This is a genomic window from Saccharothrix espanaensis DSM 44229 (assembly GCF_000328705.1).
Classification (GTDB): domain Bacteria; phylum Actinomycetota; class Actinomycetes; order Mycobacteriales; family Pseudonocardiaceae; genus Actinosynnema; species Actinosynnema espanaense.
Map to the genome: position 1 here is coordinate 2,098,811 of NC_019673.1, position 17,533 is coordinate 2,116,343.

General features: G+C 66.8%; 16 protein-coding genes. 10 read left to right on the forward strand and 6 right to left on the reverse strand.

Annotated elements, in window-relative coordinates; genetic code table 11:
- Positions 1-78: 78 nt before the first annotated feature.
- Positions 79-582 carry a YcxB family protein gene (locus BN6_RS09945; protein ID WP_015099459.1) on the forward strand — a complete coding sequence of 168 codons (504 nt, stop codon included), beginning with the start codon at positions 79-81 and terminating at the stop codon, positions 580-582.
- Here the strand turns inward: BN6_RS09945 and BN6_RS09950 are convergent.
- From BN6_RS09950 to BN6_RS43415, 4 genes are all read right to left on the reverse strand, one after another.
- Positions 553-738, reverse strand: a complete 186-nt coding sequence (locus BN6_RS09950) for an IclR family transcriptional regulator domain-containing protein (RefSeq protein WP_231905169.1) — start codon at positions 736-738, stop codon at positions 553-555. The two genes, BN6_RS09945 and BN6_RS09950, sit on opposite strands and share 30 nt — an antisense overlap.
- A gap of 182 nt (positions 739-920) precedes the next feature.
- The gene (locus tag BN6_RS09955) at positions 921-1,814 is read right to left on the reverse strand and encodes a tyrosine-type recombinase/integrase (RefSeq protein ID WP_015099461.1); all 894 of its coding nucleotides are present in this window, start codon (positions 1,812-1,814) and stop codon (positions 921-923) included.
- A gap of 266 nt (positions 1,815-2,080) precedes the next feature.
- Positions 2,081-3,787, reverse strand: coding sequence for a P-loop NTPase fold protein (locus tag BN6_RS09960; protein WP_148302800.1), 1,707 nt, complete (start codon positions 3,785-3,787; stop codon positions 2,081-2,083).
- A 690-nt stretch (positions 3,788-4,477) separates the two neighbouring features.
- Positions 4,478-5,410, reverse strand: coding sequence for an amidohydrolase family protein (locus BN6_RS43415; RefSeq protein WP_331712641.1), 933 nt, complete (start codon positions 5,408-5,410; stop codon positions 4,478-4,480).
- A gap of 289 nt (positions 5,411-5,699) precedes the next feature.
- Between BN6_RS43415 and BN6_RS09970 the strand changes: the two genes are divergently transcribed.
- The 9 genes from BN6_RS09970 to BN6_RS10000 all read left to right on the forward strand — a co-directional run bounded on the left by BN6_RS09970 (position 5,700) and on the right by BN6_RS10000 (position 15,260).
- On the forward strand, positions 5,700-6,974 hold the full coding sequence (locus BN6_RS09970; protein WP_015099465.1) for an IS4 family transposase: 1,275 nt from the start codon (positions 5,700-5,702) through the stop codon (positions 6,972-6,974).
- Positions 6,975-7,395: 421 nt separating this feature from the next.
- The gene (locus tag BN6_RS09975; RefSeq protein ID WP_051075490.1) at positions 7,396-7,587 is read left to right on the forward strand and encodes a hypothetical protein; all 192 of its coding nucleotides are present in this window, start codon (positions 7,396-7,398) and stop codon (positions 7,585-7,587) included.
- Positions 7,588-7,748: 161 nt separating this feature from the next.
- Positions 7,749-8,579, forward strand: coding sequence for an ALF repeat-containing protein (locus tag BN6_RS41720; protein ID WP_015099467.1), 831 nt, complete (start codon positions 7,749-7,751; stop codon positions 8,577-8,579).
- Positions 8,580-8,642: 63 nt separating this feature from the next.
- A complete protein-coding gene (locus BN6_RS09980; RefSeq protein WP_015099468.1) occupies positions 8,643-11,069 on the forward strand; it encodes an ALF repeat-containing protein in 2,427 nt (808 codons plus the stop codon).
- 30 nt (positions 11,070-11,099) lie between these two features.
- Entirely contained in the window at positions 11,100-11,348 is a 249-nt protein-coding gene (locus BN6_RS09985; RefSeq protein ID WP_015099469.1) for a hypothetical protein, read from the forward strand.
- A 159-nt stretch (positions 11,349-11,507) separates the two neighbouring features.
- Positions 11,508-12,302, forward strand: coding sequence for a hypothetical protein (locus tag BN6_RS09990; RefSeq protein WP_015099470.1), 795 nt, complete (start codon positions 11,508-11,510; stop codon positions 12,300-12,302).
- A 99-nt stretch (positions 12,303-12,401) separates the two neighbouring features.
- A complete protein-coding gene (locus BN6_RS45455; RefSeq protein ID WP_015099471.1) occupies positions 12,402-12,809 on the forward strand; it encodes a hypothetical protein in 408 nt (135 codons plus the stop codon).
- Positions 12,810-13,501: 692 nt separating this feature from the next.
- Positions 13,502-14,893, forward strand: a complete 1,392-nt coding sequence (locus tag BN6_RS43420) for an SIR2 family NAD-dependent protein deacylase (protein ID WP_158509360.1) — start codon at positions 13,502-13,504, stop codon at positions 14,891-14,893.
- On the forward strand, positions 14,868-15,260 hold the full coding sequence (locus tag BN6_RS10000) for a hypothetical protein (RefSeq protein ID WP_015099474.1): 393 nt from the start codon (positions 14,868-14,870) through the stop codon (positions 15,258-15,260). The genes BN6_RS43420 and BN6_RS10000 overlap by 26 nt, the downstream gene beginning before the upstream one ends.
- A 64-nt stretch (positions 15,261-15,324) precedes the next feature.
- Here BN6_RS10000 and BN6_RS48495 read toward each other — a convergent pair whose 3' ends face one another.
- Both BN6_RS48495 and BN6_RS48500 read right to left on the reverse strand, forming a co-directional pair.
- Positions 15,325-16,281: an integrase core domain-containing protein gene (locus BN6_RS48495; RefSeq protein ID WP_015099475.1), complete on the reverse strand. Its 957-nt coding sequence runs from the start codon at positions 16,279-16,281 to the stop codon at positions 15,325-15,327.
- Between the two features lie 74 nt (positions 16,282-16,355).
- Positions 16,356-17,375 carry an integrase catalytic subunit gene (locus BN6_RS48500; RefSeq protein ID WP_015099476.1) on the reverse strand — a complete coding sequence of 340 codons (1,020 nt, stop codon included), beginning with the start codon at positions 17,373-17,375 and terminating at the stop codon, positions 16,356-16,358.
- Positions 17,376-17,533 lie beyond the last annotated feature (158 nt).

The following is a 17,533-nucleotide window of genomic DNA, read 5'->3' on the forward strand; positions in this document are numbered from 1 at the left end:
GCTGGAACCCGTACAGGCGGGGGATGCGCTCGCCCTGGCAGCCGCGAACGTTATTCGTATTAAGGTGTGCCGGTGTCCATGACGATCACGGTGCCGTATGACGAGCGCCTGTTCAAGCGCACGACCCAGTTCCTGCTCCGTCCGCAGCTCAACCGGCTCTACGTGCTGGGCGCGGTGCTCGTCGCGCTGGGCGTCGCCATGCTGACCGTGACGACGATCGACAAGGTGGTGGGGGTCGTCTGTGTGATCCTCGGCCCCCTGCTGGTGTTCCGCATCGGGCGGGTCACGGCGGCCCAGGCGCTGGAGGCGCAGTGGTCCGCCACTCGGGCCGCGTTCAACCTGGTGATTGACGACCAGTGGATGAGCATCTCGTACCCGCTGGCCCAGATGCGGTACCACTGGGAGACGTTGGCGCGGGTCGTGGAGAAGCCCGACGTCTGGTACCTGATGTTCACCAAGTCGCAGGCCGTCCCGCTGCCCAAGAACCTCATGACCCCGGAGCAGCAGGCCGAGTTCGCCGCCCTCGCCGCCGCGCGGACGTCGGTGGTCCCGCTACGGCGTGCGCCGGCCCAGCGCGCGTGAAATAGCCCGGCCACCGGCCCGCACGGCGGGCAGCACGGTGTCGGTGCGGGTCTCGATCGGCACCACCACGGAGACGGCGGCCACCACGTCGCCGTTCGGGCCGCGCACCGGGGCGGCCACCCGCACCCGCAGCACGGCCTTCTCCACCGCATCCACGAACGACCCACCCACAGGGTATTTCCGCAGCTCGGAGGTATGACTGAGAAACACCCGCCGAGCCGACCCACCCACCACGAACCCCCCACATTCACGACACCGATACCCCCACATCGTCCCGACAATCCACTACGTTGCACCACGCAACACGCGGTCATCGGCATAACCGTGTGTTGTCGGGTTCAGGTGGCTGAGGCCATGTATGCGGCGAGGATGTAGTTGGGGTGGCGGTCGAGGTTCTTGCGGGCGCGGTCGTAGCGCATGGTGGTTCTGGGGTCGGCGTGGCGTGCGGCGATCTGGACGTCGCGGAGGTCGACTCCGGCGTCGAGCATGGTGGTGACGTAGGTGTGCCGCAGCAGGTGCGGGTGCAATTTCGGCAGCCGCACGATGGCGGTCTTGGCGAGGTGTTGAAGGCGGCGGGTGGCACAGTGGCGATCCATCCGTCGTGCTCGCCGGTTGAGCAGGATCGGCCCGGCCGCACGGTTGTCGACGGCGCGTTCGATCGCCCTGCCGACCGCGGGCGGTAACGGGACGAGGGTTTCCCTGCCGCCCTTGCCGTGGACGAGCAGGACGCGGTGTCCGTGTTCCTCGCAGAGGTCCTGCACGTCGCCGGGCCCGGCCTCGGACACCCGCAGCCCGAGCAGCCCCAGCATGGCGACCAGGGCGAAGTCGAACCGGTTGGCCGACTCCCGCGCGGCGGCGAGCAGTGCCTCGAACTGCAGGTGCGACAGTCCGAGCACGGGTGACTCGTTGGGGACGTGGGGTCGGCGGACGTAGTCGGCGGGTGAGTGGTGGAGCACGGCGTCGATGACGCAGGTGCGGTAGAACCCGGAGACCACGGCCATGCGGCGGGACACGGTGGAGGGTTTGAATCGGCGGACTTCCTGCATCCAGCGCACGTACAGCTCCACCTGCGCCCGCCCCAACCCCAGCGGGGCTAGGTCGCGCTCGGTGCACCAGCTCAGGAACAGGCGCAGGTCGGATTCGGTGTGGGAGCGGGAGGTCCCGGTGTAGCGGCCCAGGTAGGCGGAGGCGGCAAGGCGCAGCACGACATCGTCAAGGTTCGAAAGGTCCATGACCCACCACGGTCGCGCCACGACGACACCACGAGCACCAGGCCGATCGCGGCATGAGCGTGCGTTTGTGCCGTCGTGGAATCTCTGGCGGGTCGAGTAGCGGATGGCTTCGGAGAGCAAGGAAGTGCACTGACTTGGCCGGCCGTCAGGTCGGCTTGCCTGCCCTGGCTCGCGCGGTCCGCCGCGATGGAGGACATCAAGGTTCTTCTGCCCGCGTCCTTGGGCGGGTCGTTGACGAGATGGCGCGGGGTGACGGCTGCGTTATTTCAGCCGCGTCGGCTTTTCGAGTGGAGTGTCGAGATCAACCTCTTCATGCCGCTGTCGGTCACGCCTGTCCGGAAGTCGAGCCATTGTCGTGAACGGAGGGCATCCGGGAGGGTCTCGGTGTTGGCACCGGGAAGGATGACGGGGATGATCGAGAAGCCCGGCCGGCTGGTCACGGTGTCGTATTCCAGTAGTTGGCCGGTGGCGGCGCCGGTCGTCTTGCCCACGCAGTACAACAGGGTGTCGGCCTGGTCGAGGCTGGTGTTGAGGGCTTCCTCCCACCGGGCGCCGAGGGGAATGTGTTCGTCGAAGTAGACGCGCACTCCGGCTTCGGTGAGTCGTTCCACGATCTCGATGACGATGGGGCGGTCTTCGTCGGGGAAGGAGACGAAGGCGTCGTAGCGGATGCGAATTTCGGAGGTGTCGAGCCTGGAGAGGCGTTGGCGGGTGACCAGGAAGCTGACGCTTGCCTGCCGGAGAACGGGGTCGGTGAGCCAGTCCCTGCCCTGTGCTCCGGTGAGCAGTTGTCGGAGTTCGCGGTCGGAGACGAGTTTGGTGGCGACCAGCGAGTCGGTCCCGGAGCCCAGGGCCTTGTCCGCGTAGCTTTCCGGAGTCCAGTTCGCGACGTCGTCCGCCAACTGGTCGGAGGTGGTCAAGGCTTCGAAGACGTCCGGCCAGCGGTGCTCCAGGCAGCGGGACACGGCGAAGTAGCGGATCGGGATCCCGCCTTCGCCGGATTCCGGGAGGGCGGAGCTGATGGCGTGGTCGATCAGGATGTTGTTGATGAACCGGATCACCGCGCGCGGGTTGCCGCCGAGGGCGTCGGCCACGGAAGGCAGTACCGGTTGGAGTTCGGCGACCAGGTCCGCCGGCTGGTCGGCCAGCAGCGTGCGGCAGAACTCGGCCATCCGGTTGGTGGACGGCGGGATGTGGAAGGGCAGCTGGACGATCTTGTCCAGGTAGAGCTCGCCCTTGAAGTCCGCGATGCCGTACTCGGACGAGTAGCGGTGCTGGAGGTATCCCTCGACGACCTTGCGGGCCACTCCCAGGACGAAGATGAACCCTGGCTGGGCCAACACCAGCTTGATGCTCTCCAGCAGCCGGATGGCCTGGTCCGGGAAGCAGCGGTCCAGGTCGTCGATCAGGATGATCACCCGCAGGTCTTCGCGCAGCTTCACGTTCTCCAGGCTGTTGAAGGCCCCGAAGTAGAGACTCCGGTCCAGCAGCGGATCCGGGGTGAGCTTCGCGTTGCGGTCGATCATGTCCTTGGCGACGAACGACGCCTCGAACTCGGCGAAGCCGGGCACCTGGACCTTCGACTTGGCCGAGAACCCGTACGCGATCGCCCGCAACGACCGGACCAGCCGCCGTCCGGCTTCCCCGAACCGCCCGCTCAGTCCGGCGTGTTCCTCCAGAGCCCGCACGATCGTGCCGACGAGCGGCACGATCGGGTGCTCCTCCTGCTCGTAGCGCCAGGCGTTGAACCATACGGTCACCACGTTCTCGTCGGCGGAGAGGTTCCGCTCGACCATGCGTATCAGGCTGGTCTTGCCGGTGCCCCACTCGCCGAACACGCCGATGGTGAACGGGCCCCGCGTGTCGGTCGCCGCCGAGGCCAGGACCCTGGCGTAGACGTCGAAACCCAACCCGTCGACATCACGTTGGTCGGTCTCACCGATCGCCTGGTCGGCGATAAGCCTGATCTTCACGGGACTCCGCTCCACACCGGTCTGCGCAGCAAGGCACTCGCCACCTGTATCGCCCACTCGATGCACAGCGCTACCCGTAGTTCGTCGACACCGTCCGGCACCGGCAGCCCGTATCGACGAGATCACGGCCGAGGACCGTCGGGCACGGGGTACCGACCGGGTGCGTACCACTGCCCGCGTACGCAGTCGCCGCCACTGTGACCGGGTCGGTGATGGCGGCACGAACGCCCGGTGTGGGCATGGCTAGCGCCGCGCCCGGCGGTACCCCGGTCCGGCTCCTCGCAGTTGCGCGTGGTCGCGCGGGAATGACGTGGTGGGAACCTGTGCATCGTTTCGGCTCTCGGGTGACAGGGGCGGCAGTGCCGCCCCTGTCACCCACCTGCTCGGTGTCGAACAGTCCTTCGCCGTGGAGACGGGCGCAGGGGCGTTCCTGGGCGGCCGGGAGGTCTCGTTGTGGTCGCCGTCGTTCGGACCGCCGTCGGACGGCGAACTTGCCGACGACCTGAACCGGCTGCTCGACCGCCTCGAACCGGGCTCAGCAGGGCTGTGGAGCCTGATCGAGCGGGCTGCTACGCCGACTGGCTCCGCCTGGCAGGGACTTACCCGACCGAGCACACGCCATCTTCCTCGACCGCACGCTGACCTGACTGCCAGAACTGCAGGGAACCTTCTCATCGACGTCATGGGTGATCACCTCGACTCCTGACCGCACCTCCACCGGACGGTGATCGCCAACCAGCTCGTCATCGTCCGTCCGACCTCCGTGCCCCTGGAAGACCGCGCATCGCAACGACCACGTGACCCGAACGGCACCGCACGACAACCGCATTGCGGCATGAGCGGATGTTCGCCTGATCTCGAAGTGGTCGTGTCCGAAATTGTGCGTTGTGGCATCGGTTGTGTGCGGTTGTGGTGGGCGGATCGGTCGTGGTGTCGGCCGTCCGAGTGCGAGTAGGTATGGGTGAGCGCTGACCGTGGTGAGGCCCGGAACGCGGTCGAGCAGGGCGCGATGGCCTCGGGTGGGTCCATTGTGTTTATATTCGGGAACTGGAAGAACACTCTGCGAAACATCATGTCGAACACAGTTCTGGCGGTTTCGAAGGCTACCTCGTAAAGTGGTGCCGGATGATCTAACGTTGGAGCCTGCCGGCCGTCGGGGTGGACGAGGACGACGGAACCCCAATCATTGAGCTGCTCCCACAGTGGAAAGAGGTCATCGATTCCGAGGTGTGTGCCGCTGTAATTCGCTGTGACAGCGAATCCGCTGGCGCCGAGGGCGACTCGTCCGCGGACGGCCTCGTCGAGGGCGGCGGCCGGATTGTTGGTCGGCAGTGCGGCGAGCAGGCCGAACCGGGTCGGATGTCGCGCCACGATCGTTGCGCCGTAGTCGTTAGAAGCCTGTAACGCTGCTCGGCTGGCTGGTATGTTGCTCAGGAATTGCATGGCAGTACCTGATAGGTTCATGTACTCCAGTGTTCGGTCCAGGGACCATTCGAACGGTTCGGGAAGATAGATTCCCTGGCTGAGCATCTTTTGCCAGGCGCGCCTTGATTGGTCCTCGGTTGCTGGAGTGGTGAAGTGCGCGTGAATGTCGATGTACCCATCGTGTGGCATCTCCGTCATCAAGTCTCCGAGGCTGCGTTCGGATGGCAGTTGTCGGCGCCGAACTTTGCCGTGAACTAGCGGGGACCATTCTCGAAAAGCTTCAACCCTTCTTCGATCTCGCTGAGCGGGCTCTCGGCGAGGTACGGGGCCAGGATGGTGCGTGCCTGCTCGGGGGTGATCAGCGCGGATGCTTCCACCTCGTCGACGCGCCAGCTGTCAGAGTCTCGTAGATGAATTCCCCGTACAGCCGTCCGTCTCGGTATGGCCCAATGCCGCTAAGTTAGTGTCCTTACGGTAGAATTCAGCCATGGCGCGTGCTGGGCAGAAGAAAGCGTCGGTTGCGGTCGGCGAAGATGTCCGGCTTGTCGACCGGGTTTCGCTCGGTGTTCTGGCCGAGGTGGTTTCGCGGGACTTGATCGAGGAGGTCCTGGACGAGACCGGGAAACGCGAGCAGCGGACGCGTCTGCTTCCGGCGCATGTGATGGTGCGGTTCTGTCAAGCGATGTGCCTGTTCTTCGACGACGACTACGAGGAGGTCATGCGGAAACTCGTCGGCTCGTTGAAGTCGTTGAAGTCGATGGGGTCGTGGCGCGGTGAATGGCATGTTCCGTCGACCTCGGCGGTGGCGCAGGCACGGCAGCGTCTCGGGTCCGAGCCGTTGCGCGTGTTGTTCGAGCGGGTCGCGGTGCCGGTCGCCGGGCCGGGTGCCCATGGGGCATGGCTGAGGTCGCGGCGGGTCATGGCCGTGGACGGTGTCATGCTCGATCTCCAGGACACGCCGGAGAATGTCGCGGAGTTCGGCAAGAGCGGAAACGACCACAAAGCAAGTGGGTTCCCCCAGGCGTTGGTGGTGGCGTTGGCCGAATGCGGGTCGCATGCGATCGTCGATGCCGTGATCAGTGGCTACCGCGGTGACGAGAAAGCCTTGTCCCGATCGTTGCTCGGCTCGGTCGAGGCCGGGATGCTGGTCACCGCCGATCGGAACTTCTACAGCTACTCGCTCTGGGAGGATTTCCTCGACACTGGCGCCGACCTGCTCTGGAGGATCGGCTCCGGGGTCGAGCTGCCCGTGCTGAAATGGCTTTCCGACGGCTCCTTCGACTCGATCCTGCTGAACCCTCAGGTCCGCGCCGGACGACGCCGACAGGTGATCGCCGACGCCGCCGCCGGGAAGACCGTCAGCCCCGAGCAGGGATTCCGGGTCCGGGTTGTGGAATACGAAGTACCCGACCGGGAGGGCAACGGTACCGGCGAAGTGATCTGCTTGGCCACCACTATTCCGGAACCATCGGAAGCCACTGCCGCCGAACTGGCCTGGTGCTATCACCAGCGGTGGGAGATCGAGTCCGTTTTCAACGAGATCAAGACGCATCAACGCGGTAACGCCCGGATACTGCGGTCGAAATCGCCGGACATGGTCCGTCAGGAGATCTGGGCATTCCTGCTCACTCATTACGCCATCCGCAGTCTGATGAGCCGGGCTGCCGACGAGGCCGATGTCGACCCCGACGAACTGTCCTTCATCCGCACTCTCCGCGTCGTCCGCCGCCAGGTCACCGCTCAGGCGGATTTTTCCCCCTGACCACCGCTGGCGAGCACTTGTCGACACCTTCGAGGAAATCCTCTGGAGACCCACACGAAGACGTCGCAACCGTACCTGCGCTCGCGTTGTCAAACGCGGACGCCACAACTCCTACCGCGTCAAACGACCTGAACACCGCAGCATCAGGCATGACGGAACACCGACCATCAAGCTCCGCTCACCCGCCCTAACTTAACGGCATTGCGGTATGGCCACGTTGCGGCGAACTTGTGGCACACCTGGTAGGTGCCTTGCGGGTCGGTGTCCTCGCTGGCAAGAGCGGGATCATCCCCTCGCAGTATCTGCGCGACGATCGTGTCCCGCGGCAGCCCGCGGGCCAGGAGGTCGAAGACGTGCCCGGGCCGCAGCGGCTCTCAAGGTCCGGGGCCGGACGGGTCTGCTGGTCCTGAAGCTGCCCCGCGTGTTCGAGATCCGCGGCGACGGGCTGGCCTCCGACACCGGCCACCGGGGCAGGTTCGAGGTGACCGACAGCTCGGGCAACCGCCGGGCCGACGACCTGGAGCCCTTCGGCAGCGTCCAGGTCGGCTTGGGCGACCCGGCCGTCGGGCGGCCGGAGACGTTGCTGCGCCTGGAGATCACCGGCCAGATGTAGTCGAGGCCCGCCGCCTTCCGCGCGGCCGGCCCACCAGTTGTGCCACATCCCGCCCGTGCCCGGATCGGACGCGGGCGGTTCCACCGTGTCCGGTCCGGACAACGGGGATTGCATCGGAGCGGCGCGCGTCGGGCGTACGCCGCGAACCCAGGGGGAATCGCGTGCACCTCCGTCTGAGCAGACGGGTTCGTTTCACCAGCCTGGCCCTGTCCCTGGCCACCGTGGCCGCCACCCTCGTCGTCCCGTCCGCCTCCGCGCAGGAGATGCCCGTCCCGATGGACGGCGTCGGCGGGGCGCGTGCCCAAGCCCAGATGATGTGGCGGATGGGCGGGCCCGCGTTGAAGGAGGCCGCCGAGCGCGCCCTCCTCGGCGACAGCGCCGCCCTCCGGCAGTTCCTGGCCGGTGGTTGGCAGGGCGCCGCCGACTCCGACGACCGCCGCCGCGTGACCGGCATGCTCACCACGGGCGGCTATTCGGTCAAGGAGGCGGCCCAGCGGGCACTCGACCAGGGCGGCACCGCCCCGGTGCGGGCCTTCCTGGAGACCGGCTGGCAGCAGCCGACCCACCAGGACCTGCGCATCCGGGTCAACCAGATGCTCGCGGCGGGCGGGCCGGAGATCAAGGCAGCCGCCCAGGCCGCCCTCGACAACGGTTCCGACGACGCCCTCAAGGCGTTCGTGGAGACCGGCTGGAAGATCCCGCACACCCAGGACCAGCGGCTCCGGGTCAACCAACTCATGGCCGCCGGAGGGCCGAAGGTCCGCGCAAAAGCCCAGGCGGCGTTGGACAAGGGGACGCTGGAGGCGTTCGCGGAGTTCATCGACCTGGACTGGCCGGTGGCGCAGGCCCGCGACCAGGAGACCGCGACGATCGCCGAGCTGGCGAACGTGGCCGTGGTCGCGGGCGACCTCGCCGCCCAGGAGGCGGTGGCGGCCAAGCAGGCGGGTGACCGCGCTGTGGCTGAGGCCGTCATGGCCAAGGAAGCCGCGTAACGGGCTGCGGAAGCCACCCGCAACGCCCAGGGCAACGCCGCCGAAGCGGCTCGCGCGGCCGACGTGGCGGCGGACGCGGCGTCCCGGGCGGCGTCCGCCGCGCAGGACGCGGTCGGCGCGGCCAACGCGGCCAGCCAGGCGGCGTGGATTGCCGCCGGTGCCGCGTCCCGCGCGGCCACAGCGGCGTCGATGCCGAACGAGGCCGCCGCCAACGCGTACTCGGCCGCCGCAGCCGCCGCGACGGACGCCGGCGCGGCGGACCGCGCCCGCGACGCCGCCCGCGTCGCGCGTGACGTCTCGCTGGCCGCCGAGACCTCGGCCGACGCCGCCGACAAGGCGGGCGTGGCGTCGGACGAGGCCGGTGCCGCCGCCGATGCGGCGTCCCGGGCGAGCGGCAACGCCGCCGGCGCGGCCCAGGCCGCCCGCGACGCCGCGAACTACGCGGGCCAGGCCGGGGCAGACGCCGCCACGGCGCGGAACGCCGCCGCCAAGGCGCAGGCCATGGCCGACCGCGCGGCCCGCGCGGCGACGGCGGCCCGGAACTTCGCCGGCATCGCGGCCAACGCCGCACGTCAGGCCCGGGACGCCGCCCTCCGGGCCGCGCAGAACGCCCGGGACGCCGCGACCGCCGCCATCCAGGCAGCCGAGCACGCGGGCAACGCCGCCAACGCCGCCGCCGAGGCCACCAAGCATGCCAACGCTGCGAGCGCGGCGGCGCAGAACGCCGTCGACGCCGTCAACCAGGCCCACGCGGTGTACGACGCGGCCCGCACGGCGGACTCCGAGCGCCTGGCCGTGCAGGCCCAGCAGGCCACCGCCGCGGCCCAGTCCGCCAAGGCGGCGATGACCAAGGCTCCCGCCTCACCCGCGTGGGACGCCGACCAGGAGTCGTCGCGCGACGCGGAAACCACCCGGTTGCTCGGTGAGGCCGTGACGAACCCGCAGCTGACCGTGCTCAACGGTCGTAAGATCGCGCTCCGGCTGGCCAACTCCTCCGGTTCCTGGACCAGGACTGCGGCCGAGGCCGCGCTGGCCGGCTCCGACGACGAGGTCCGCGCGTACGTCGCCGCGGGCATCGCCCGCGCGGCCGGTCAGGACGACCGGGTGACCCTGAAGTCCGTCGCCGACAACGGCTCCCAGGCCCTCAAGGACGCGGCGGCGACCGCGTTGAACGGCACCGACACCGACGTCCGGGACTTCCTGCGCGACCGGAGCCACCCCGGCCGCGACACGGAGGACCGGGTCAAGGTCAACCAGATCGCGGCCTCTCGCGACAGCGGCGCGGAGACCAAGGCGATGGCCCAGGCCGCGCTCGCCGGACCGCCCGCGATCATCAAGGAGTTCCTCGACGTCGGCCGGTACACCGCGATCCGTCACGACGCCGACATGTCCACGCACCTCTCCGAGGTCACCGGCTACTTGTCGAAGGCGTCGAGCGCGGCGGCGACGGCGCTGAAGAACAGCTACGACGCCCAGGCGGCGGCGGCGCTGGCCCGGGGCGCGGCGGCGGAGGCGCAGGGCTATGCCCAGCAGGCGCAGAACTCGGCCGGCGAGGCGGCCCGCCACGCGCAGGAGGCGGCGAACTCGGCTGCGGCGGCCGAGGCGTCCGCCCAGCGGGCGGCCGACTCGGCGCGCACCGCCACGGCGGCGGCGCAGGCTGCGCAGGGCTCGGCCCGGGAAGCGACCCGGTCGGCGATCTACGCGCAGGCGTCGGCGAATCAGGCGGCGGGGTTCGCGCAGGAGGCGGCCACGTCGGCGCGGGCGGCCTACCAGTCGGCGATCGCGGCGGGCCAGAGCGCCGAGGCCGCGCTGCTGGCGTCCAACCAGGCGTACGAGAACCTGATCCGCCGGATCCCCGACGACATGGCCGGTGCCGCGTTCCAGCAGGCGGAGTACTGCAACGGTAAGTACGCGGGTTTCCCGGTGCTGATCGAGGACTGCGTCCGACAGATCGTCGTGACGCCCGACGGGATGCTGGAGAAGGCGTTCGTCAACGGCTCCATCTGCGACAACCTCTACAGCCACATGCGGGGCAGCCCTGCCTACCAGAACTGCACGAAGGACGTGCTCAGCCCGGACTTCGCCAGGAACCAGCAGTACCTGCTGGCCGCGCCGTACATCGCCATGCTGGACGCCGCCGGGAGCATGGTGCTGTCGACCGCGATCGTCCTCGCCTCGATCGGCGCGGTGGCGTTGTGCACGGCGTCGATCGTCTGCGACGCCTTCATGCTCTCGGTCGCTCCGGACGGCATGGCGTTCTACGGGGCCTGGATGGTCCGCTGGGCCGCCGCCGGTCTCACCGGTGTCACCACGGCCCGGACCCTGGCGACCATGCAGGGCTTGAACGTCGACGTGGCCGTCCGGGACGCCGCCCTGGCGAAACAGCTGGCGGACACCGCGAAGCTGTCGACCCGGGAGCGGCAGGAGAAACTCGGTTGGGACTACGCCAACGGCGGCCTGTTCAAGCAGCACGAGATGGACATTGCGTAGAAGATCGAGAAGCAGTTCGGCGTCACCCTCATGCGCTGGCCGGCCGAGAAGGGCCCGGACTGGATCGACACGAACGGCCGGCTCTGGGACGCGATGCGGATGAAGTCGAGCTTCTTCGACAGCGAGTGGGCGTGGGGCAACATCCAGAACAGCATCACGAAGCATCTGAACAAGGCGCACCTGATCCCGATCGACGTGTCCGATCTGACTTCGGCGCAGCTTGCGACGCTCACCCAGTACGTCGCACCCAACAGGTGGAAGGTGGTCCTGATCCGCTAGCAGTCGACCAGGGGTGACCTCCGGCCGGGTGGGATAGGGTCCCGCCCGGCCGGGCGGCCCGGAAACCACGTCGGGCGGGGTGTCGGTCGACCGCCCCGCCCGCTTCCGTCCACCCGGCCGGGTCCGCGCGACCCTCCGCGATCGGGAAAGTAGACAGGCATGTCCGGATACGTTTTCCTCCAGCGCCCCGGCGAGATGTCGGCCGACCACCACGTGGACGACGCGAAGACGTGGGATGCCTCCAACGGGGTGATCGAGTGGCTGATGCGGTTCCTCGCCAACCACGTGGACAGCGCCACGGCGGCGGCGAAGCTGCGCGAGGCAGCCGACCACGAACTGCAGTGGCTGGCGCTCGATGGCTACACCGAGGACGAGATCCGCGCGATCGTCCGGGTGATCCGCGATGTCCTGCCCGTCGCCGTGCCCGAGATGTGGCCGGACAACCCGTCGATGGCCGAGCACGCCATGGACCTGGTGGCCAGGACCACGGCCTGGGCCCGTGCCGAGGCCCTCGAACCGCCTCCCCCGTCACCGGAAGCCGCGGCGGCGGTGTGCCCACGCGACCCGGCATGGCGGTTCCTGCCCCCGGTCGACACGGAGTTCCCGGGCGGCAGGCGGATGACGAGCACCGGCAGGGTCGTCTTCCCCGGCCGTTCTCCGTCTAGTGTGGACTCCGTGCGCTGGGACGGGTCCGGCGCACTCGCCGAGTGGGCCATGCGACTGGTCGCGGCCCAGGTCGGCGGGAGGTCCGGGGAGCTGTTCGGGTCGGGCATCCCCTTCTACTCCCTGGCCGACGTCGGAGAGGACGATCTCGCGAAGGTCCTCGCCGTGATCATCGACGTCGTTCCGGTCGCCGCCGCCGAGCGCTGGCCCGGGCAGGCCGAGATCGCCGCGAACGTCGCAGACCTCGCCGCCAAGGCGACCGACTGCGCCCGCCTGCGCGGTTTGCGCTGAGGACCGCCGCACAGTCACGCCCGCCGCGTCGCCGCAGGGTCCGCCGTTACGCGAGTGGGCGTGAGCATGGCCACTTAGGAACCATCGTCGAATGTGCCTATGGTTTCGGTGGCCTGCTGGAATGGTGAGCGGACCACGGTTCACCGGGATGGTTTCAAGGCGCTTCACACAGGCAACGGCGATATGTGCGGCACCCGCGTCGGCGGTCTCGGGCGGATGCTGGTGCCAGCCGACGCTTCGGTGAGGAAGGACCTTCCAGGACGAAGGTGTTTCAGCTCGCCGGGCGGCCCGCAAGGGGTGGTCACGGCGGCCACATTCTTCCCTGACAACCCTGTCGGCGGGACGCCGAAACAGATTATCGAGACGATGCTCGAAACGTGCGCACTGGAGAAACGAACCACGATGAAGAGAACTATGTTGGCGGCCGCCGCGCTCGTGCTGGCGGGTGTGCATCTGGCCATTCCGGCTTCGGCCTGTGGGGTGCCAAAAGTCGGCCACATGGCCTGACCTGCGGTTAGGCTGCTATGGGTGCGTACTCGTTGATCAGACCGCCGAGGACTGGTCGGCGGCGTACCGAGGTGCAGCGCGGCTCTGCGGTCTGCTGGTCTGACCGTGGTGACACGAGTTGCAGTGCTTAATGGGGTCGGGCAGTGGTTGTAGTGGGCCGCGTACCGGTCGAGCATTGTGCCTCGCGCTCGCCGACCCGCTTTGCTCGGGAAGACATCCCGCCGCCTCAAGACCGGCATCAATGTCTCGGCAGCGTCCACCTCAACGGGGTGGGTGCGGTGACGCCCGGTTGGTCGTGTCGACGAGCCACTGCGCCAAGCTGTGGGCATTGCGATCGGCCGCCGGCTGCGTGAGGGCCCCGGCCGCGTCTTCGCATCTCTTGATCACAGAGAGTCAAACAAGAACACGTGGGATGACTCGCCAGGGCACGAGCGGACATCCCATGATCACTACGACCAGGTTTGAGTTCGGCTCATATTTGCACTTAGCTATCCTTAACTAAGTATGGTTTGCGCAGGTAGCAGGATCTTCCGATCGAAAGATTGATCAGCTGTTGCAAGTTGGACTGGTTCGCCGAATGCGTCGACACGGTCCGACAGGAGGTGACCCGCTGTATCGGGTATAGTGAGTTAATCCGCCGTCTAGATACAGCAGACACAGCGTCCGACGTCGGTCGAACAGTTGGAGTCCAGTTGAGTGCATACCTCAGATCCGAGATTGTCGAGGCTCTGAAGAAACGCAACGCCCTGTTTGTCGTCGGAGCAGGGGTTGCCATCTCGGCCACCGGCGGTGAGCAGGCAGCATCGTGGAACGGCCTCCTGGAATCAGGGATTGCACGCTGCGTCGACTTGGACAAGTCGCTGGAAGGGGCGTGGGAAACTCAGCGACGCGCAGACCTGAACTCGACTGACGCGTCGGACAAGCTAGATGTCGCTCAGCAGATCACCCAAGAACTAAAAGCGCACCCAGGCGCGCAGTACGGCAAATGGTTGAGAGATACCGTAGGTGGCCTCAAGTCGGCGTCACCGGGGATCGTCCAGGTGCTGTCCGACTTTGGAGTGCCACTTTTCACCACCAACTATGACAGCCTGCTGGAAGAAGTCTCGGGCCGAGACGTGGCGACCTGGAATGATCTCACTCATATACAGGAAGAGGTCCAGGATCCAGGTCGATACATAATTCACCTACACGGCCACTGGAAGAAGCAGGACTCGATCGTATTCGGCTACAAAAGCTATGCCGACGCAATCGGGGATTCGTCCTCGCAGGCAGTTCTGCGCTCGTTGATGGCCGTCAAATCGATCGTGTTTGTCGGGTTCGGCGCCGGCCTCGCGGACCCCAACTTCTCCTCGCTTGGCATCTGGCTTTCCTCTGTATTAAAGGACTCGGGAATCGCGCCAGTGGTGCTCGTGAGGGAAGCTGAGCACCAGAACGCCGCGAAACGCTATCGGCAACAGGGCTACAGTGTCATCAGCTATGGCAAAGAGTACGGAGACCTTGAGCTGTACTTGGCCGATCTTCTCAACGATTCAAATGCGTCGAAAGCTACGGTTGGTGGTCGGATCAAATTCGACTGGGACACGGTGACGCCGATGCTGATGCGGTTGCACCGAAGGATCGAGAGAGAGTATCGTCCTGACTTCATCGTCTCGATGTCCGGGCCGGGCAACGTGGCGCCAGCTTACTGTCTGGCGCACTCGAGCGACGACCCTCCACTGTTGACAGCAGTCACCTTCCCTAAACGTCCGCACAGGAGCGCGAACTGCATTGCTTTCAAGGGTGTGGCCGAGAAGTCCGATTGGTTTCATCACGAGTCTACCCGCTGGGACGTCTTCCTGCCAAACCTGATAAAGCACTTTCCGAAAGGTTCGAAAGGGCTAATATTCGACGACAGGGCGATTGGCGGCCGCGTCCAAAAAGAGGTTGCTGACATTATGCGCGGTCTAGGCTACGAGGTCAGGCGGGCAGCCCTTATCGTTCATCCTGGCTGTAAGGACGAAGTCGACTACTACGAGCAAGTAATTTCGGCTGATTTTGGGTTCCCATGGGGAGGAAAGTATGGACGAAATGACCCGCCTGCTTGAGCAAGCTTCCCGAGGCGTCGAAGCAATGCAGCGATTGCAGGTGCTCTATGATCGGGAGATGTGGGACATAGACGACCCGGCCTTTACGAAACTCCGACACATCCACGTTCACCTATCCGTCACGGTCGGCAAGCTGGCCAAGCTGATCGAGCCGAAAGACCATTTGAGTCATCACGGCGAGGAAATTGACGTCAAGCAGTTGGAATCCGAATTTTCGCCCATTCTTGCCGATCTGTTGATGCATGCAAGTCAACTTGCCAATCTGGCTGAATCCGACCTCGGTCAGATGCTGGCACGTCGCTACAAGAACAACGCTACCAGGTTTGCGCCGGACTCTTCTTTCGCTAAGATCCAGTTGGCCGATTAAGCTGAGCTGGGTGGCCGAACCGGCTGTGAGGTGTCAAAAGGCGGCCACAGGACCTGACCTGCGGTTAGGCGGCTGCGTGCTCGTACTCGTTGATCAGGCCGCCGAGGACTGGTCGGCGGCGTATCGAGGTGCAGCCTGGCTCCGCGATCGGGGGGTCTGGTCGTGGTGGGGCGAGCTGTCGGGCTTGGTGTGGTCTGCGGTGGTTGTAGTGGTTCGTGTAGCGCTGTAGCACCGTCCGCAGGTGGTGTTCGTTGAGGATGGGCAGTCGGTCGGTGGCTTCGCATCTGACGGTGCCGACGAATCGTTCGGCGTGGGCGTTGGCTCGCGGACCCCGTGGTGGGATCTTCACAACCTGGATGCCTGCGCCGGAGAAAACCGCGTCGAACGAGGCGGTGAACTGGCCGGCCCGGTCTCGGATAAGGAACCGGAGGTCGTCTGCTCGGTCGCCGAGGTCCATGAGCAGGTTGCGGGCTTGTTGGGTCGTCCATGCCCCGTCGGGGTTGGTGGTGGTGGTGCCGAGGATGCGGATGTAGCGGGTGGCGACCTCCATCACGAAGAACACGTCGACCCGCTTGAGTGTCGCGGCGCAGTCGACGTGGAAGAAGTCGCAGGCCAACATGCTCGCGGCCTGCGCGTGCAGGAACCGTCGCCAGGAGGTGTCGGTGTCGCGCCGGGGAGCGGGTGGTATCCGCAGGCGCTCGAGCACGCGCCGTACGGTCGAGTCGGCCACCCGGTGGCCGAGCTTGAGCAGTTCGCCCTGGATCCGGCGGTAGCCCCAGCCGGTGTTCTCCCGCGTCATGCGCTCGATCAGCGCCACGATGGTGTTGTCGACCGGCGGGCGGCCGGTGCGATTGGGATAGGTCCACTTCTTCGCGACCAGGCGCCGGTGCCTGCGCAGGATGGTTCCCGGTGTCACCAACCGGTGCTCGCGCAGCGACCGGGGGAGTCGGCGAACCAGCGCGGCGAGCACAGCACGGTCGGCCCAGTCCAACTGCGGGCGGGGGTTGCTCCGGCGCAGCACGGCGACCCTCGTGCCGCAGCACCAGCAACTCCACGTCCTTGACCGCGGAGGACCGGCCGAGCAGAACCAGCCAGTCACCGAGTCGGGCGAAGATCAGGTACAGCAGTCGTACCGCCACACCTCACGATCATGCCCTGGAGGTCCAGCGTGCCCGATCGTCGTAGCTCAGCATCCCAGTGCAGAGTTCTGACACCCCACAGGGCGGTGGGGAACTGTCGCCAGGTCGGGCCACCACGGCGTGGTGCCGGGTCGATGCCCGCGTCGTGCAGGATCCGCCAGACCGTCGAGCAGGCGATGCGGTGGCCGAGTCGGGCCAACTCGCCCTGGATCCGCCGATGCCCCCATCGCGGGTTCTCCCTGGCGAGCCGCAGCACGAGCGTCTTTACCGCCGCTCGGGTTGGTGGGCGTCCGGTGCGTCGGCGCGCGGAGTGGCCCCACTTGCGGGCTATGAGTTTGCGGTGCCAGGCGAGCAGGGTGCCCGGCGTGACCGGGAAGACCTCCCGCCACCGGCGGCGATCCACCAGCCCGGACAGGGCGGCGAACCAGAGCCGGTCCGCGGGCTCGTAGCGGATTGGACTGGCGAGTTGCCGACGGAGTACGGCGTTCTCGTGGCGCAGGACGAGCAGTTCGGCGTTCTTCGCCGCTTGACTGCGCAGCAACACCGCCGGAACGGACAGCAGCTTCCGGGTCACCTTGTATAGCAGGGACACGATCACCCGGCCATGCTCCCGCAGACGACGGTGCCCTTGCTCTACCAGCGGCGATGACTTTTCGAGCGGCACACGTTTGGGACGGGATCTGGCTGCGTGGTGTCGTGCGATGAGGTCGCGGTGCCACCGCAGCCCCGTCTCCGGACGGACGAGCAGTCGGAGCCGATGAAGCGTGGCGACGGGAAGTCGGTGCAGCAATGCTGCGAGGAACGCTCGGTCGCTGGGGGAGAACCGCGGACGGCCCTTGCCCAGTTCGCGTTCCAGGATCGTGATGTGGTGCCGCAGCGCCAGGATCTCCACGTCCCTGTCCCGATCGCTCAAGGGCAGCTGGCGCAGCAACGCGAACGCGTGGGTCATGGCCAAGTAGGCCAGTCGGAGCAGCACAGCCGGTCATCATGCCGCGTCAGCCGACGACATTGCGGATTGCAGCCGTCCCGTGAGCGCTTGACGTCTCTTGTGCTTATACGGGCCTCGTCCCGCTCATGCTTCTCACCTGCACGGATGAGGTTGTCGGCAGGCACAAGGCTCAAATCCTGTCGTCC

What these genes read in the sequence shown, in the direction of transcription:
- BN6_RS09970 (WP_015099465.1), top strand. Translation starts at nt 5,700, where the DNA reads ATGGCGCGTGCTGGGCAGAAGAAAGCGTCGGTTGCGGTCGGCGAAGAT.
- BN6_RS09945 (WP_015099459.1), top strand. Translation starts at nt 79, where the DNA reads ATGACGATCACGGTGCCGTATGACGAGCGCCTGTTCAAGCGCACGACC.
- BN6_RS09990 (WP_015099470.1), top strand. Translation starts at nt 11,508, where the DNA reads ATGTCCGGATACGTTTTCCTCCAGCGCCCCGGCGAGATGTCGGCCGAC.
- BN6_RS09955 (WP_015099461.1), bottom strand. Translation starts at nt 1,814, where the DNA reads ATGGACCTTTCGAACCTTGACGATGTCGTGCTGCGCCTTGCCGCCTCC.
- BN6_RS09985 (WP_015099469.1), top strand. Translation starts at nt 11,100, where the DNA reads ATGCGCTGGCCGGCCGAGAAGGGCCCGGACTGGATCGACACGAACGGC.
- BN6_RS45455 (WP_015099471.1), top strand. Translation starts at nt 12,402, where the DNA reads ATGGTTTCGGTGGCCTGCTGGAATGGTGAGCGGACCACGGTTCACCGG.
- BN6_RS10000 (WP_015099474.1), top strand. Translation starts at nt 14,868, where the DNA reads ATGGACGAAATGACCCGCCTGCTTGAGCAAGCTTCCCGAGGCGTCGAA.
- BN6_RS43415 (WP_331712641.1), bottom strand. Translation starts at nt 5,410, where the DNA reads ATGACGGAGATGCCACACGATGGGTACATCGACATTCACGCGCACTTC.